Genomic DNA, 14665 nt, shown 5'->3' with positions numbered 1-14665 from the left:
TGCGCGGCCAGAAGGATCGTCACCGCCCCACATGGTGGATCTGGGCTGCGGGGATCTCGCCCTGCTGGCGTCGCTGCTGCGCCGCTTACCCCTGGGCTCCTACCTCGGGCTTGATCTCTCCGCCCCCGAGCTGCCCCGCGCCGCCGCGCAGCTGCAGGGGGTGCCCTACCCCTGCGCCTGGCGCGAGCAGGATCTGCTCACCTGGGCGCTCGAACAACCCGTCTCCGGCGATCCCTGCTCCACCCCCGCCCGTCCGGTGGACCTGATCCACAGCTCCTTCGCCATGCATCACCTCAGCGACGAGCAGAAGGCGCAGTTCCTCGCGGGAGCCCGCTCTCGGCTGGCCCCCGACGGGATGCTGCTCTGGGCCGATGTGTTCCGGGATCCCGGTGAAAGCCGCGACAGCTACCTGCAGCGCTACGTGCAGCGGATCCGCAAGGACTGGACTTCAATCCCCCCCGAAGAAGGCCAGAGGGTGATCGATCACCTCAGCCAGTTCGATTTTCCAGCCGACGCCGCGGCCATTGAATCAACGGCCGAAGCCTGTGGCTGGGCCTGGCAGTGGCTCTGGCGCGGACAGCACCGGGCTGAAGCCCTGGCCAGGCTCACACCCCTCTGACTCAACTCAGGCCTGATCGGATTCCAGGATGATGATCGCCAACACCCCCACCCCCATTCCCACATACTGCTGCTTGCTGATGCTCTCGCCGTAGATCAGCCTTGTTGCGAGAATCAGCGTGATCACATGGAAAACCACGCAGATGATCGATGCTGTAGCGATGTTTCTGTAGCGAAAGGCATGGGCAAGGATGGCCATGCCCGCCATATAAATCATCATGCCCAGCCAGAAGGCAGGTCGATTCTCCTTGATGATCCAGGTCTTGATGGCGAGATCACCGATGGTGAGAATCACTCCTCCAATCAGGAGCATCACCGTTGGATGAAAACCCATGCGTCTTAATTCAGTGATCGAAGACTGCCGAGGCAGTGATAAGGCTGCTCACGGAATCCAGGCCGCACCCCATTAAACCAGCCTCCATCGAGAGGCTGAGGGTCTCAAGCGTGATGCCAACATTCCGCAAACTCGAACGCTCGCTCTCAGCCGTGCTCCCTCAAGTGGGGCTGAGCTCAGGGCCGAATCTCCACCGGTGTGCCCACGGCCGTGCGCGGAAACAGCCAGCGGGCCGTGGCAGTGGTGGTGCGGATGCAGCCGTGGCTGCGGGCCACGCCGAAGCACTCCCCGGCCCGCTCCTGCCAGGGTGCCGGGTGGATGCAGAGGCGATCAGGAGCCAGGCCGCCACCGCTGAGACACATCACGTTCGGCACGGCGGGAATGCGGTAATCGGGCCCCACCAGCGACGTTTCGCTGTACTTGCTGCCGATCTGAAACTGCCCCGTGGGGGTCGGCGTTGCTGGTCGGCCCGTGGAGACCAGGGCGGCATAGAGCAAGCGCTGCTGATCGTCGTAGGCGTAAAGCTTCTGCTCGGAGAGATCGATCAGCAGCGCCGCCACGAGCTCCAGCATCAGGGAACCCCCTGCTCAGCCGTGCTCCCGCAGGAAGGCCACACTGCTCGCCAGTTCCTCGGCAAAGCGGTCGATCTCCTCGATCGTTGTGGTGAAGCTGAGGCTGGCGCGCGCTGAACCGCTGATGCCGTAGTGGCGATGCAGGGGCTGGGTGCAGTGGTGCCCGCTGCGGATGCAGATGCCGCTGGCATCCAGCAAAGCGGAGATGTCGTTGGCGTGGAGCCCCTCCACCACGAAGGCGGCCAGGGCGCCCCGCTCGGGCTGTTGCTGAGGGGTGGGGCCCAGCACCCTAAGGCCCTCGATTGCCTGAAGTCGCTCGAACAGATGGGCGGTGAGACGCTGCTCCCAGGCGTGGATGCGATCGAGCCCCAGGGCATTGAGGTAATCGATGGCCGCACCCATGCCCACGGCCTCGCCGATGGCCGGCGTTCCCGCCTCAAACTTGTGGGGCAGCTCCGCCCAGGTGCTGTGATCCAGGTAGACGTCCTGGATCATCTCGCCGCCGCCCAGGAACGGCGGCATCGCCTCCAGCAACGCCTCCCGCGCCCAGAGGAAGCCCATGCCCGTGGGGCCGCAGAGCTTGTGGGAGGACCCCACCAGGAAATCGGCGCCCAGAGCCTGCACGTTCACCGGCAGGTGCGGCAGGCTCTGGCAGGCGTCCACCAGCAGCAGGGCACCGGCGGCATGGGTGAGCTCCGCGATCGCGCCGATCGGGTTGTGGCAGCCCAGGGTGTTGCTGATCTGCACCACGCTCACCAGCCGGGTGCGCTCACTGATCTGATCGCGCAGATCCTCCAGATCCAGTTCACCGCTGGCGGTGAGGCCGGCATGGCGCAAGCGGGCCCCTGTGCGCTCGGCCAGCTGCTGCCAGGGCACCAGGTTGCTGTGGTGCTCCATGAACGTGAGCACGATCTCATCGCCAGGGCGCAGGAAGGCATCGCCCCAGCTGCGGGCCACCAGGTTGATCGCCTCGGTGGCGTTGCGGGTGAACACGATCTCCCGCGGTGTGGCCGCACCCACAAACCGGGCGGTTTTGTCGCGGGCACCCTCGAAGGCATCGGTGGCGCGGGCGCTGAGCTGGTGAGCGCCCCGGTGCACGTTGGCGTTGTCGTGGCGGTAGTAGCGCTGCAAGGCGTCAAGCACCGCCCGGGGCTTCTGGCTGGTGGCGGCGTGATCGAGGTAGATCAGGGGCTGACCCAGGCAGGCCTGATCCGCCAGCAGAGGGAAATCAGCGCGTGTGAGAGCCGCCAGATTCTCGGGGCCGGTCTGGGGGGCAGGCTCCATCTGAGGGTCGGATGTCAGCAGCTCGGCGGGAGTGGACACAGGAGCGGAGGTGGTGAACGGCATCGTGATCAGCCCTCCCCCAGCATTCGCTGCAGCGGCCTCCAGGCAGCCGCCGCCGCGGGCAGCGCCCGCAGCACCTCTTCGCAGAAGCCGCGCTTGAGCAGGCCGGCGGCCACCGCCGCCGAAAGGCCCCGGCTCTGCAGATAAAAGAGTTCATCGGTCTGGAGCCGGCTCACGGTGGCGCCATGGGCGCAGCGCACGTCGTCGGCCACGATCTCCAGCTCGGGTTTGGTGTCGATCCGGGCCTGGTTGGAGAGCAACAGGTTGCGGCTGAGCTGGGAAGCATTGGTGCGCTGGGCGGCCCGGGGGACCTTCACCGCCCCGTTGAACACACTGCGGCCACGGTCATCGGCGATGGCTTTGTGCAGTTGATCGAGCTGGCCTTCGGGTCCACGGAATTCCACGCGGCTGTGGGTGTCCGCCAGCTGCTGGCCATCGGCCAGCTGAAGGGCCTTGAGGCTGGTGGTGGCTTCGCCGTCCACCTGCACCACCCGAGGCTCAAAGCGCGAGAGCGCCCAGCCGTGGCTCGCCGATGTGGACTCAAGCCGGCTGCGGGGCTCCTGCTCCACCGCCAGATGGCCGAAGAAGCAGGCCTGGCCCTCACCCAGGGCCAGCAGGCCATAGCGCAGCGTGGATTCGCGGCCGAGTTGGGCTTCGATCACCAGGCTCGAGAGGCTGCCACCGGAACCGAGCTGCACATGGAGCACCTCCAGGCTGGCCTTCTCCTCCAGCAGCAGCAACACCCGCACGGGGCGCAGCACCCCGTCGCCGGCGGCCTGGCTCACCAGCTCCAGGGTTGGCGCCACTGCGCCACTCACGCGCAGGGCCAGCACCCGGGTGGCGCTGGCCTGGTTCAACTCCACGGGCCAGTGCTGCTCACAGCTGCAGGCGGCCAGGGTGTGCCCCAGGGCCAGCTGCACCTCCTCAGCGCTGAGTGGTGAAAGCCCGGCCGGCAGGTCCTGGCCAGCCAGAAGATCGCCGGGGGCATCGAGCCAGAGGCGCACCGCGGCGCCGCTGGGCTGCTCGGGCCACTCACCCGGCTCGGTGGCTGCCGCCGGGGCTGGGGCCAGGGCCGTGAGCGGGCCGAGGTCAGTGAAACGCCAGTCCTCCTGGCGGCGGGAGGGCAACGCCTGGCGGGAGAGCGCCTCCCGGCCGCGCCATTGCACCGCTTCGAGCTCACCGGCAGGGGCAGGCAAACGGTCCAGGAACGTGGTCACCCAGTTGGAGGCGTCCACCGCAGCGGAGTTGGACATCGCAGCCACCATCAGGCCACCTCCAGCACGGCCAGCTCCTGGTCGACCCAGTCGTAGCCGCGATCCTCCAGCTCCAGGGCCAGCTCCTTGCCGCCGGTGCGCAGGATGCGGCCACCGGCCATCACATGGACGTAGTCCGGGGTGATGACATCCAGCAGGCGCTGGTAATGGGTGATCAGCAAGGTGGCGTTCTCAGGGCTGGCCAGATGGTTCACGCCTCCCGCCACGATGCGCAGGGCGTCGATGTCGAGGCCGGAATCGGTTTCATCGAGGATCGCCACCAAGGGATCGAGCAGTGCCATCTGCAGAATCTCGTTGCGCTTCTTCTCTCCGCCGGAGAAGCCCTCGTTCACGCTGCGCTCGAGGAAGGCGGGATCCATCTGAACCACCTCCAGACGCTCGCGCACCAGGTCTTCGAAGGCGAAGGTATCGAGCTCCTCCTCCCCCTTCTCCTGGCGGCGGGCATTGGTGGACACCCGCAGGAACTCGAGGTTGCTCACCCCGGGGATCTCCACGGGGTACTGGAACCCCAGAAACAGCCCCGACCGGGCCCGCTGCTCCGGTTCGAGATCGAGCAGGTTGGCGCCGCGGTAAAGCACGCTGCCGCCTGTGACGGTGTAGGCGGGATGGCCGGCCAACACCTTGGAGAGGGTGCTCTTGCCGCTGCCGTTGCGGCCCATGACCGCATGAATCTCCCCGGCTTTGATCGTGAGATTCACGCCCTTGAGGATCGGCTTGTCCTCCACTCGGGCCTGCAGGTCAACGATTTCAAGGAGGGTATCGGCGTCGGAGCGAATCACAGCTGGCGGAACAAGGGAAACAACAAAGAAAGGAGCCACGCTCCGGAACAACAAAGCCTGGTGATCAGCCCACCGATCCCTCCAGCTTGAGGGCCAGGAGCTTGTCGGCCTCAGCCGCGAATTCCATCGGCAGCTGGTTGAACACATCGCGGCAGAAGCCGCTCACCATCATCGACACCGCTTCCTCGAAGCCGATACCCCGGCTCTGGAGATAGAAGAGCTGATCGGCAGAGATGCGGCAGGTGCTGGCCTCGTGCTCCACGCTGGCCTCGGGTTGCTGAGAGCGGATGTACGGGTAGGTGTTGGCAGCAGCCTGATCACCGATCAGCATCGAATCGCACTGGCTGTAGTTGCGCGCACCCCGGGCTTTTGGACCGATCTGGACCAGCCCCCTGTAACTGTTGGAGGAATGGCCGGCGCTGATGCCCTTGCTCACGATCGTGGAGCGGGTATGGGGACCCACATGCACCATTTTGGTGCCGGTGTCGGCCTGCTGGAGATTGTTGGTGAGGGCCACAGAGTAGAACTCACCGACCGAATGGGCCCCCTGAAGCACACAACTGGGGTACTTCCAGGTGATCGCCGAGCCGGTTTCCACCTGAGTCCAGCTGATGTGACTGCGGTCGCCGCGGCAGTGGCCTCGCTTGGTCACGAAGTTATAAATGCCCCCCACACCGTTCTCATCACCGGCATACCAGTTCTGAACGGTGGAGTACTTGATCGAGGCATCGTCGAGAGCCACCAGCTCCACCACCGCCGCATGCAGCTGGTTGGTGTCAAACATCGGGGCAGTGCAGCCCTCCAGATAACTCACCGAGGCGCCTTCTTCGGCCACAATCAGGGTGCGCTCGAACTGGCCGGTGTCACCAGAGTTGATGCGGAAATAGGTGGAGAGCTCCATTGGGCATTCCACGCCCTTCGGGATGAACACGAAGGAACCGTCACTGAAGACGGCGGAATTGAGAGCCGCGAAGAAGTTGTCGTTGCTGGGAACCACCGTGCCGAGATAGCGCTCGATCAGCTCGGGGTGATCCTTGACGGCCTCACTGATGGAGCAGAAGATCACGCCGTGCTCCGCAAGCTTCTCGCGGTAGGTGGTGGCGATCGACACACTGTCGAACACGGCGTCGACAGCCACATTGCTGAGACGCTTCTGTTCGCTCAGAGGAATGCCGAGCTTGTCGAAGGTCTCCAGCAGTTTCGGATCCACCTCATCCAGGCTCGCCTTCTTCTCCTGCTGGCGGGGCGCAGCGTAGTAGATCATCTCCTGATAATCGATCGCCGGATGCCCCAAGGCCGCCCAGTCGGGCTCCTCCATGCGCAGCCATTGCCGGTAAGCCCGCAGACGAAAGTCGAGCAAGAATTGCGGCTCGTCCTTTTTGGAGGAGATCAGCCGGACGACATCTTCACTGAGACCCTTGTCGATCTTGTCAGCTTCGATGTCGGTGACAAACCCGTATTTATAGGGTTGGCTGACAAGATCGCCGACGCTGGTGGTGCTGCTCATGGCATTCAGGCGGCAGGGGGTTCGATGTGGGTCTTGATCTCCTCGAGACCGATGGTCTGCTGCTCACCGCGAAAGGGATTGTCTTCGGTGAGGAAGAGCATGCAGTGGCACTCCTTACGCTCCCTCATCGGCACGCAGGGGCAGTTCCAGAACGCCTGCTCCGCCTCGGCCTGCTTGTCCTCGTAGTGGCGGCAAGGGCAGAGAGCGGCTCCCAGCTGGTCCTTGTGCCGAGCCAACCCTTCGAGCACCACCGCCGTCACCCCGGGATCACTGCAGAAATAGGTGTCGGTCCGCTTGGCGTAGGCCTCGGCGAAGCGCCTGATCAACTCCAGGTTGTCGCTGCTGGGGGCGGCCGTGGCGGAGGGGGCGTCGGACATGAATTAAGAAGAACGAGGGAGTCACCGAGGCCGGAGCGGAGAACCCAGGCGGCGGGATGGCGGAGACAGAACCCAGCAGCGGCAGGGCGGGGGGAGGCTGCTGGCGCTCCCCAACAGGGCCAATGGACCGCACTGACGGCACCATTGAATTACGAAACTCAGTCGTTTCGTTACTAGCAACCCTAGGGCAGCCGAGCTGGCGATGGGGGCTGGAGCCATTGTGAACTGCTCTTTGCCACAACAGTCGAAAGAGCGTGGCAATGTGTGGAGAAGGTTCGCGATTGGACGGACCGGACTGAGTGTCCGATGAGCGCCTCCACCCAGGCCCCAACCCGAGAAGCAGCTCTGGCTCTCCTCCTGCGCCAGGGGGAAGCCACGGCTACCCAGCTTGCTGAGCTTCTGGGCGTGTCTGTGCAGATCATGCGCCGCCATCTGCGCAGCCTCGAAGACGACGGGCTGGTAGCCAGCAGCTCCAGCGGCGAAGGGCCCGGGCGTCCCAGCAATCACTGGCACCTCACCGCCGAAGGCCACGACCGCTTCCCCAATGGCAGCGAGCACTTCGCCCTCGGCCTGCTCACCTCCCTGGCCGACAGCCTGCCGGCCGACACCGTGCAGACCCTCCTGCGCCAGCAGGCCATCGCCAAAGCCCTCGACTACCGGCGCCAGATCGGCACGGGCAGCCTGCTGGAGCGGCTGGAGCGGCTGGTGGAGCTGCGCTGCAACGAGGGCTATGTCAGCGACTGCCACCCCGAGCCCGACGGGCTCTCCTGGTGCATGAGCGAATTCCACTGCTCCGTCTCCCGCCTGGCTGAACAGTTCCCGGTGCTGTGCGACCAGGAACTGCAACAAATGCGCCACACCTTTCCCGACTGCAGCGTGGAGCGGGTGCACTGGCGTCTCGAATCGGGGCACTCCTGCGGTTTCCGCATCACCCCTCACAACGGGGGGGCCACCCAGTTCTCCAAGGATGGCTAAGTCCCAGGATGGCCCCCTCGCCAGCGGCGACCTGGCCATCCTCGAGGCCACCCTGCTCCCCAGCCTTGAGCGCCACCACCTGCGCCTGCTGGCCCACTGCCTGCGCACCCTGCAGGAGGTGGCCGGCCGCCGCAGCGGTCCCCTGCCGGCACGCCCCACCCTGCTCGCCTGGATGGAGCGGCACAGCACCCTGGCCGCCGATCCCGACTTTCACCAGGTGTTCCTCACCCAGCTGGAACGTGGAGCCCTGCAGTTGCAGGAGCTGGCGGCCAGCCAGGGCTTGGAACCCCTCGCCCTCGAGATCGACGACCTGATCGTCTGGGCGGAGGCGGAGGCCAGAACCCGGCTCAGCCTCTCCACCCCAACCCCACCACCAGGCTGACCCCGGCCAGGGCCAGCACCGCCGCCATCAGCCCACCGAGGCCTGGTCGGTCCCCCTCCAACCCCGCCAGGGGCAGGGCCAGAACCGGAGCGGTGGCCAGCAGGGCCACGGCAAGGCCGGCCGGCAGATGCTGCAGTGCCGTTTGCTGCAGAACGATGCCGGCACTCGTGCCCAGCAGAGTGGCCAAAAGCACCAGGGGCCAACGCCGCCGCAGGGGACGCGGGCGCACGCCCGGGGGCGGCAGCCGCCACAGCAACGGCAGCATCACGATGGCCGCCGCCGCCAGGCGCAGGGTGGCCGACTGGAGCGGAGGCAGAGCCGAATCACGCAGGGCCGCTCTCGAGAGCAGGGCGCCGGCACTGCCGCAAACCAGGGCGGCCAGGGCCAGCAACAGGCCCAGCGGCTGGCCGCCCTGGGGCAAGGGCACCACGCCAGCAGTCCCCGGCGGTGGCTGCTGACGGGCCACGAGCGCCACCGACAGGCAGATCAGCGCCACCCCCAGCCCCTGGGGCCAGCGGGGCCACTCGGCCAGGAACAGAGCTCCGCCCAGCAGCGACAGCGCCGGGCCACCCGCTTCGAGGGTGAGCGTTCGGCGAGTCCCCAGCCGGCGCAGAGCCGCGAAATAAAGACTGTCCCCCAGGGCAATGCCGAGCACACCGCTGGCCACCAGCAGCACCAGCGCCAGGGGCGACACCAGCCAGCCCCCCAGCAGCAGAACCGGCAACTGAATCCCCACGGCCAGCAGGTTCTTGACCAGGTTGAGCTGGGCGGCGCTCAAAGAGGTGGACAAACGGCGCCAGAGGCTGCTGGAAACCGCCCAGCAGAGGGCTGCGGCCAGGGCCGCCACGACTCCCGTTGTGGCCACCGGGCAACAGCTGGGGTTAGGGACTTGCGATCATCGCTGCAGCTGTGCTGCCCCCGTGAGCGTTCCGATCGCCGATGCCCTCAGTTTCTTCAGGCTCAGCTGCGGGCGCTGGCGCTCCCAGCGCACCAGCCACCACCTGTTGCACCGGCGTGCCGAGGCCGGTGGATCGGTGATCGAGGTCACGGAGGTGGAGGGCCGCGACCCGCGCCTCAAGGCGATCGCTGAACTGCATGGCCAGGACCCAGCGGGCCTGGTGGGGGGCTGCCAGGTGCGCTGGAGCGGCTCGATGGCCTGGGACAAGGCCGGCGAAGCCCATCAGGGGGAGTCGGTGTTCGGCCTGATTCCCACCGACCCCTCAGGGCGCGTGGGATTGCTGCTGCGCGACCGGGGGTATGCGGAGACCGCTCCGGTGGCTGGCCACTTCCGCATGGACGAGCGCGACGGCCTGCTGCTCACCACGGCCTACGAAACGATGAGCAGCCTGGAGCGCTTCTGGTTTCCCAACCCCAACCTGCGCCTGCGCACCAGCACCGTGGAAGGGCTCTCGAACACCGCCTCCTTCTGCATGGAAAGCCGCTGCCTTGAAAGCGACAGTGACCGGGAAACCGCCGACTCGGGCGAGGGCGCCACGGGCCCGGCGGAGACCCGCCGCAGAGCTCTGGTTTCGGCCTTCGGCTGGTAGGGCGGGCTTGCCCCGGCGTGCGTGTCAAACGTTACGGACTGTGAGCCCTGCCGCCCCGAGCGGGGTTCGATCGGGCCTGACTTCTACGATCCACAGCGACGGATGACGATGTGCGCGTGGCGATCCCGCTTCTGAAGTACGCACCCACCAGCCAGAACTCTCGAGTGAAGGCGTTTCGAGTGGGCTCCGACGAGGATCCGAAAGGCGTCTCGCTTGACAAGGCCTTCGACCGCAACGCCCAGAACGTGGTGATCGAATCGGCCTACCGTCAGATTTTCTTCCATGCCTTCAAGGTCGATCGCGACACGATCCTGGAGTCGCAGCTGCGCGATGGCCAGATCACCGTGCGTGATTTCATCCGGGCCCTCTGCCTCTCGGACACCTTCACCCGCAGCTTCTACAACCTCAACAGCAACTACCGGGTGGCCCGCCACCTGGTGGAGAAACTGCTGGGCCGCCAGGTGTATGGCAAAGCCGAAGAGATCGCCTGGTCGGCGGTGATCATGACCAAGGGCGTCGCCGGCGCCGTCGATCAGATCCTCGACAGCGACGAGTATCTCGAGAATTTCGGCTACGACACCGTTCCCTACCACCGCAACCGGGTGGTGGGCTCCCGTGAAGTGGGCGAAACTCCCTTCAACATCACCTCGCCCCGCTACGAGGCCTACCACCGAGGCATCCTGGGTTTCCCCCAGATCGTCTACACCGGCACCGCCAAGTCCCTGCCCAAATGGGCACGGCAACGCCGTGGTGGCTTCCCCGAGGACTACCTGCCCTGGGTCCGTTCCCTGCCTGCCCTGCGTACCGGAGCCGCATCGTCGGGCAACACCGGCATGGATTATCTCTCCAATGTTCCCTACCGCAGCGTCGGCCGCTGACACCAGCGGCCTGCAACCAAAAACTCCCTTCAGAACGGCGGCTCACACCGCCGTTTTTTCGTGGCCATCCAGCGGTGCCCCAGTCAGCTGTTGCTGACGGAGGGAGGTTGGATGGCCGAGATCGGCGGGATTCACCCCAAACTGATCCCAAACGAAATCCGGAGAAACGGTGACTCAGGCTCTCTCGTCCTTGGCTCGCATGACCCTGCGTCAGCTCCGTCAGATCGCTAGTGACCTCGGCGTGAGCCTGTACAGCCGCAAATCCAAGGAGGAGCTTCTGAGCGAAATCCACAGCGTCAAGGGCGAAGGGGAAGTCGCCCGCTCCGAACCATCCGCAGCACCCGGTTCCGCCTCCCCAAGTCTCGAGAGCCTGGAGGCCGGTTTCAGCCCAGCTCCACGCCCCGAGGCTGAGACCAAGGTGGTGTTCCTGCCCCGGGACCCCCAGTGGGCCTATGTGTTCTGGGAGATCGCCGAAGCCGAGCGCTCCAGGGCCATCGAGGCCGGCGCCGGCCAGCTCTGCCTTCGTGTCGCCGACGTGACCGGACTGCCCTCGGGGGCTGCTCACCCCCACACGCTCCAGGAGGTGCCCGTCGACAGCCATGCCACCGAGTGGTATCTGCCCGTTCCTCTCAGCGACCGCGATTACCGCGTTGAGCTGGGGTACCGCAAGCACGGTGGCGGCTGGTTCTCCATGGGCTTCTCCGCCGTGGCCCGGGTGCCTGCCCTGCATCCGAGCGAGCAGATCCTCGATCAGTTCGTTCCCTTCTCTCTGGAAGCGGCCCCCTCCGACACAGCCCTGGCCACCACCTATCCGCAAAGCAGCCCCAACGCGACCGGAGTGGACAGCGGCCTGCACGAGCGCCTCTATCAGACCGCCACGGTGCGTTGGAAGCACTTCGGCCGCGGTTCCGAAGCCTTCCACGAGCTCGAAGACTCCGATTCCGCAGCAGGCCTGCGCAGTCTCCACGATTCGGGAATCGGCCTCTGGGCCAGTGGCCGCAATGAATCAGGCATCGGTGGTGTGGCGCCCCGCCAGCGTTCCTTCTGGCTGGTGGCCGATGCAGAGCTGATCGTCTACGGCGCCACCGATCCGGCCGCCAAACTCACGATCGGCGATGAAGACGTGCCCCTCTCCCCCGATGGCACCTTCCGGGTGCAGGTGCCCTTCCGCGACGGCCAGCAGCTCTATCCCATTCAGGCGGTGGCTGCTGATGGCGAGCAGAAACGCAGCATCACTCTCAAGTTCGAGCGCACCACCCCCGAAGACAACAGCAACCCCTCCAGCCAGGCCGTGGCTGAGTGGTTCTGATGCGCGCTTTCGTTGCCCTCACACCACTGGCCGGCACCCTCACCCTGCCGTTCCTCGTCCCCATCCTGATGGTCAGAGTGGGCGTGGGCACGGCCGTGGGTATGGCCGTGCTGGTGAGCACCCTCTGGTTCGTCCTGATGTTGCGCACCGCCGAGATGCCAGGTCACCACTGAGATCAGTCCAACTCCCCCTCAGCGGGGAATTCTCAGGGCAGCCGCCATGCGCCGTCCGTGAGCCCCCACTCAGCCGTTCAACCCACCAGCCAGGCCGCCCGGGCGCTCTTCTTGGTGTCAGGCCTGCTCTCTCTCGGCCTTGGCGGATGCTCCGCCACCGCTCGCATCCTGGGCTCCCCCCCGGCGGATCTGCCCCTGCCGGAGAAGGTGGAGGTGGCTTTCAATCAGCGCGCCGACCGCCATTACCGGAGCCCGATCAGCGGCGAGCGCCGCAGAGGCGACGACCTCGAGCAACTGCTGCTCGAAACAATCGAGCGGGCCGAGAGCGACATCTTGGTGGCCGTGCAGGAGCTCTCCCTGCCCCGGGTGGCCGAAGCCCTGGTGAAGCGGAAGCGCCAGGGGTTGCGCGTGCGGCTGATCCTTGAGAACACCTACAGCACCCCCTTCAGTGAGCAGCTGCCTGTGGGGCTGAGTTCCCACCAGCTCGGCCGCTATCGCCAGCTGCTGGCCCTGGCCGACACTGACCACGACGGACGCCTGAGCGCCAGCGAACGCGACCGGGGCGATGCCGTCCGGATTCTGCAGCGGGGCGGCATTCCCCTGATCGACGACACGGCCGATGGCAGTGCAGGCAGCGGCCTGATGCACCACAAGTTCATGGTGGTGGACCAGCGCTGGCTGGTGACCGGCTCCGCCAATTTCACCCCCTCCTGCATCCACGGCGATCCCGACGACCGTCGCACCCTGGGCAACGTCAATCACCTGCTGCGCTTCGAGAGCCGGGAGCTCTCCGCGCTGTTCAGCAAGGAATTCACCAGGATGTGGGGGGATGGCCCCGGTGGCCTTGCCGACAGCCGTTTCGGCATTGCCAAGGAGGAAGGGCCGGTGCAGGCCGTGATGGTGGGGCCCACCAGGGTCGAAGTGCTCTTCGCTCCCCACCGCCGCAAGGATCCCAACCAGGGATTGCTGCTGCTCGATCAACGCCTGGCTCTGGCCAGGAGGCGGCTGGATCTGAGCCTGTTCGTCTTCTCAGCCCAGGGACTGGCCAACCGGCTCGCCGAGCTGCAGCAGCGGGGCGTGGCGATCCGGCTTCTGGCCGATCCTGGCTTCGCAAGCCGCAGCTTCTCGGAGGTGCTCGATCTGCTGGGCGTCTCGATGCCGGATCGCTTCTGCAAACTGGAGCAGGGCAACAGCCCCTGGCAGCAGCCGATCAACGGGGTGGGCACGCCCCGCCTGGCTCGCGGCGACAAGCTGCACCACAAGTTCGCCGTGGTGGATGGAAAGACCGTGATCACCGGTTCGTTCAACTGGAGCCCGTCAGCGGTAATAACAGGCAACATACACTCGTCTTCCCGTCTCCACCGCCGTCTCCATGCCCCTCGCCTGGAGCTACGCCAGAACCTCAAGCGCCCGCCAGGCACAGGCCGATCGCTCCGGGATGGACCGGCAGGAGGCATCGCTGGCCGCCTGGCTGGCTTCGCACCCTGAGTACGTGCTGCAGGAGGCCCTGGTCGATGCGGGTGTGTCTGCCGGCAAGGGGCGAAACCGCACCCGTGGGGCACTGAGTCGGTTCATCGAGGGTGGCAGGTCTGGCGCCGTCCCGGCCGGCAGCTGCCTGGTGGTGGAGAGCTTGACCCGCCTCAGCCGCGAGGCAGAGCGGTCGGTGCTGGCGACGCTGCTGCATGACTTCTGGGCGCAGGGCCTGGCCATCGCCTTTGCTGAGGGTGATGGCGCTGTGCTCTCCGGCGAGCTGATCGACCGCGAGCCTCACCGCCTGTACGGCCTGCTGGGGGCGATCAGCCAGGCCAGGGCGGAGTGGTTGGAGCGATCCCGCAGGTCCAGCGGTGCCGCCGCCAAGGCCCGCAAACGGCAGGACGACGGCCACCGCACAGCAGCGCCGACGCCGTGGTGGATCTTGCGTGACGCAGAAGGCCGGCTGGTGAGGGACGACACCGGAGCGCTGCAGCTGGACCCGCCAGCCGTGGCCGCCATCGCTCGGGCAGTGGACCTCGCCGTTGCCGGAATGGGCTCCACCATGGTGGCCGCCAGGCTCAACGCTGAAGGGTTCCCGCCACCACCCACCACGAACCGCCGCAGCCAGTACGGGAAGGCCTCGCCCGTGTGGACCCATGGCCGGGTGAGCACCCTCTTCGCCCACCCAGCCCTGACCGGCACGCTGCAGCGCAGGAACGCTGAGCCGATCGAGGGCTACTACCCGGCCGTCCTGTCCGCCGAACGCTGGGCCTCTCTGCGCTCAGCGCTGGAGGGCCGCTACCGGCTCCGGGGCCACCTGCGAGGCGGCAGCCAGAAGTGCCACAACATCCTCCAGGCGGTGCTGCGGTGCTCGATCTGCAACGGGCCGATGAGCTTTCACTCAGGCAGCCAACGATCCAGGGCCGGCCACCCTGGCTACCTCGGCTGCAGGGAGGCCAACCGCCGGCAGGGCAGCGCCTGCACCAACACCGGCTACATCAACTACGCCTAGGCCGAAGCGCACGTTCTGACCAGGCTGCAGGCCACCCAGTGGGAGTCGATGCTGGCCAGGACTGAGGACAACTGCGCCCGCCACGAGATCGAGGGGGAGGTTGCCCAGCTG

The 14665-nt window shown here is 66.4% G+C and carries 17 protein-coding genes; 9 read left to right on the top strand and 8 right to left on the bottom strand.

Going from position 1 to position 14665, the window contains the following annotated elements; translation table 11 throughout:
• A partial coding sequence (locus tag KBY78_RS09900; protein ID WP_255143452.1) for a trans-aconitate 2-methyltransferase occupies window positions 1–619 on the top strand: 619 nt, incomplete at its 5' end.
• Between the two features lie 6 nt (window positions 620–625).
• Here the strand turns inward: KBY78_RS09900 and KBY78_RS09895 are convergent.
• The 7 genes from KBY78_RS09895 to KBY78_RS09865 all read right to left on the bottom strand — a co-directional run bounded on the left by KBY78_RS09895 (window position 626) and on the right by KBY78_RS09865 (window position 6805).
• Complete coding sequence (locus KBY78_RS09895; RefSeq protein WP_255143451.1) at window positions 626–913, bottom strand: hypothetical protein; 288 nt, start codon at window positions 911–913, stop codon at window positions 626–628.
• 215 nt (window positions 914–1128) lie between these two features.
• Entirely contained in the window at window positions 1129–1524 is a 396-nt protein-coding gene (locus KBY78_RS09890; RefSeq protein ID WP_255143450.1) for a L,D-transpeptidase, read from the bottom strand.
• A gap of 15 nt (window positions 1525–1539) precedes the next feature.
• On the bottom strand, window positions 1540–2808 hold the full coding sequence (locus tag KBY78_RS09885; protein ID WP_255143454.1) for a SufS family cysteine desulfurase: 1269 nt from the start codon (window positions 2806–2808) through the stop codon (window positions 1540–1542).
• Between the two features lie 68 nt (window positions 2809–2876).
• Window positions 2877–4133 (bottom strand): SufD family Fe-S cluster assembly protein, encoded by a 1257-nt coding sequence (locus tag KBY78_RS09880; RefSeq protein ID WP_255143449.1) that lies wholly within the window; start codon window positions 4131–4133, stop codon window positions 2877–2879.
• Window positions 4133–4921: a Fe-S cluster assembly ATPase SufC gene (gene sufC / locus KBY78_RS09875; protein WP_255143448.1), complete on the bottom strand. Its 789-nt coding sequence runs from the start codon at window positions 4919–4921 to the stop codon at window positions 4133–4135. The genes KBY78_RS09880 and sufC overlap by 1 nt, the downstream gene beginning before the upstream one ends.
• A 64-nt stretch (window positions 4922–4985) precedes the next feature.
• Window positions 4986–6428 carry a Fe-S cluster assembly protein SufB gene (gene sufB, locus KBY78_RS09870; RefSeq protein ID WP_255143447.1) on the bottom strand — a complete coding sequence of 481 codons (1443 nt, stop codon included), beginning with the start codon at window positions 6426–6428 and terminating at the stop codon, window positions 4986–4988.
• 5 nt (window positions 6429–6433) lie between these two features.
• Window positions 6434–6805: a ferredoxin-thioredoxin reductase catalytic domain-containing protein gene (locus KBY78_RS09865; protein WP_006172107.1), complete on the bottom strand. Its 372-nt coding sequence runs from the start codon at window positions 6803–6805 to the stop codon at window positions 6434–6436.
• 306 nt (window positions 6806–7111) lie between these two features.
• Here KBY78_RS09865 and sufR point away from each other — a divergent pair, with 306 nt between their 5' ends.
• Both sufR and KBY78_RS09855 read left to right on the top strand, forming a co-directional pair.
• Window positions 7112–7780 carry an iron-sulfur cluster biosynthesis transcriptional regulator SufR gene (sufR, locus tag KBY78_RS09860; RefSeq protein WP_006172109.1) on the top strand — a complete coding sequence of 223 codons (669 nt, stop codon included), beginning with the start codon at window positions 7112–7114 and terminating at the stop codon, window positions 7778–7780.
• Complete coding sequence (locus KBY78_RS09855) at window positions 7773–8162, top strand: hypothetical protein (RefSeq protein ID WP_255143446.1); 390 nt, start codon at window positions 7773–7775, stop codon at window positions 8160–8162. The genes sufR and KBY78_RS09855 overlap by 8 nt, the downstream gene beginning before the upstream one ends.
• Here KBY78_RS09855 and KBY78_RS09850 read toward each other — a convergent pair.
• Window positions 8128–9027: a DMT family transporter gene (locus KBY78_RS09850; protein WP_255143445.1), complete on the bottom strand. Its 900-nt coding sequence runs from the start codon at window positions 9025–9027 to the stop codon at window positions 8128–8130. The two genes, KBY78_RS09855 and KBY78_RS09850, sit on opposite strands and share 35 nt — an antisense overlap.
• 55 nt (window positions 9028–9082) lie before the next feature.
• Between KBY78_RS09850 and KBY78_RS09845 the strand changes: the two genes are divergently transcribed.
• The 6 genes from KBY78_RS09845 to KBY78_RS09820 all read left to right on the top strand — a co-directional run bounded on the left by KBY78_RS09845 (window position 9083) and on the right by KBY78_RS09820 (window position 14554).
• Window positions 9083–9709, top strand: coding sequence for a phycobiliprotein lyase (locus KBY78_RS09845; RefSeq protein ID WP_255143444.1), 627 nt, complete (start codon window positions 9083–9085; stop codon window positions 9707–9709).
• Between the two features lie 116 nt (window positions 9710–9825).
• Window positions 9826–10587, top strand: a complete 762-nt coding sequence (locus tag KBY78_RS09840) for a phycobilisome rod-core linker polypeptide (protein ID WP_255143443.1) — start codon at window positions 9826–9828, stop codon at window positions 10585–10587.
• Window positions 10588–10786: 199 nt separating this feature from the next.
• Window positions 10787–11896: a DUF4912 domain-containing protein gene (locus tag KBY78_RS09835; protein ID WP_255143442.1), complete on the top strand. Its 1110-nt coding sequence runs from the start codon at window positions 10787–10789 to the stop codon at window positions 11894–11896.
• Window positions 11896–12069 (top strand): hypothetical protein, encoded by a 174-nt coding sequence (locus tag KBY78_RS09830; RefSeq protein WP_006172121.1) that lies wholly within the window; start codon window positions 11896–11898, stop codon window positions 12067–12069. The genes KBY78_RS09835 and KBY78_RS09830 overlap by 1 nt, the downstream gene beginning before the upstream one ends.
• A 57-nt stretch (window positions 12070–12126) precedes the next feature.
• Entirely contained in the window at window positions 12127–13557 is a 1431-nt protein-coding gene (locus KBY78_RS09825; protein WP_255143441.1) for a phospholipase D-like domain-containing protein, read from the top strand.
• Entirely contained in the window at window positions 13442–14554 is a 1113-nt protein-coding gene (locus tag KBY78_RS09820) for a recombinase family protein (RefSeq protein WP_255143440.1), read from the top strand. The genes KBY78_RS09825 and KBY78_RS09820 overlap by 116 nt, the downstream gene beginning before the upstream one ends.
• Window positions 14555–14665: the final 111 nt, after the last annotated feature.

The organism is Synechococcus sp. EJ6-Ellesmere (genome assembly GCF_024345875.1).
Lineage (GTDB): Bacteria > Cyanobacteriota > Cyanobacteriia > PCC-6307 > Cyanobiaceae > Regnicoccus_A > Regnicoccus_A antarcticus.
The sequence above is the reverse complement of the archived record's forward strand: the minus strand, read 5'-3'. Positions and strand labels throughout refer to the sequence as shown.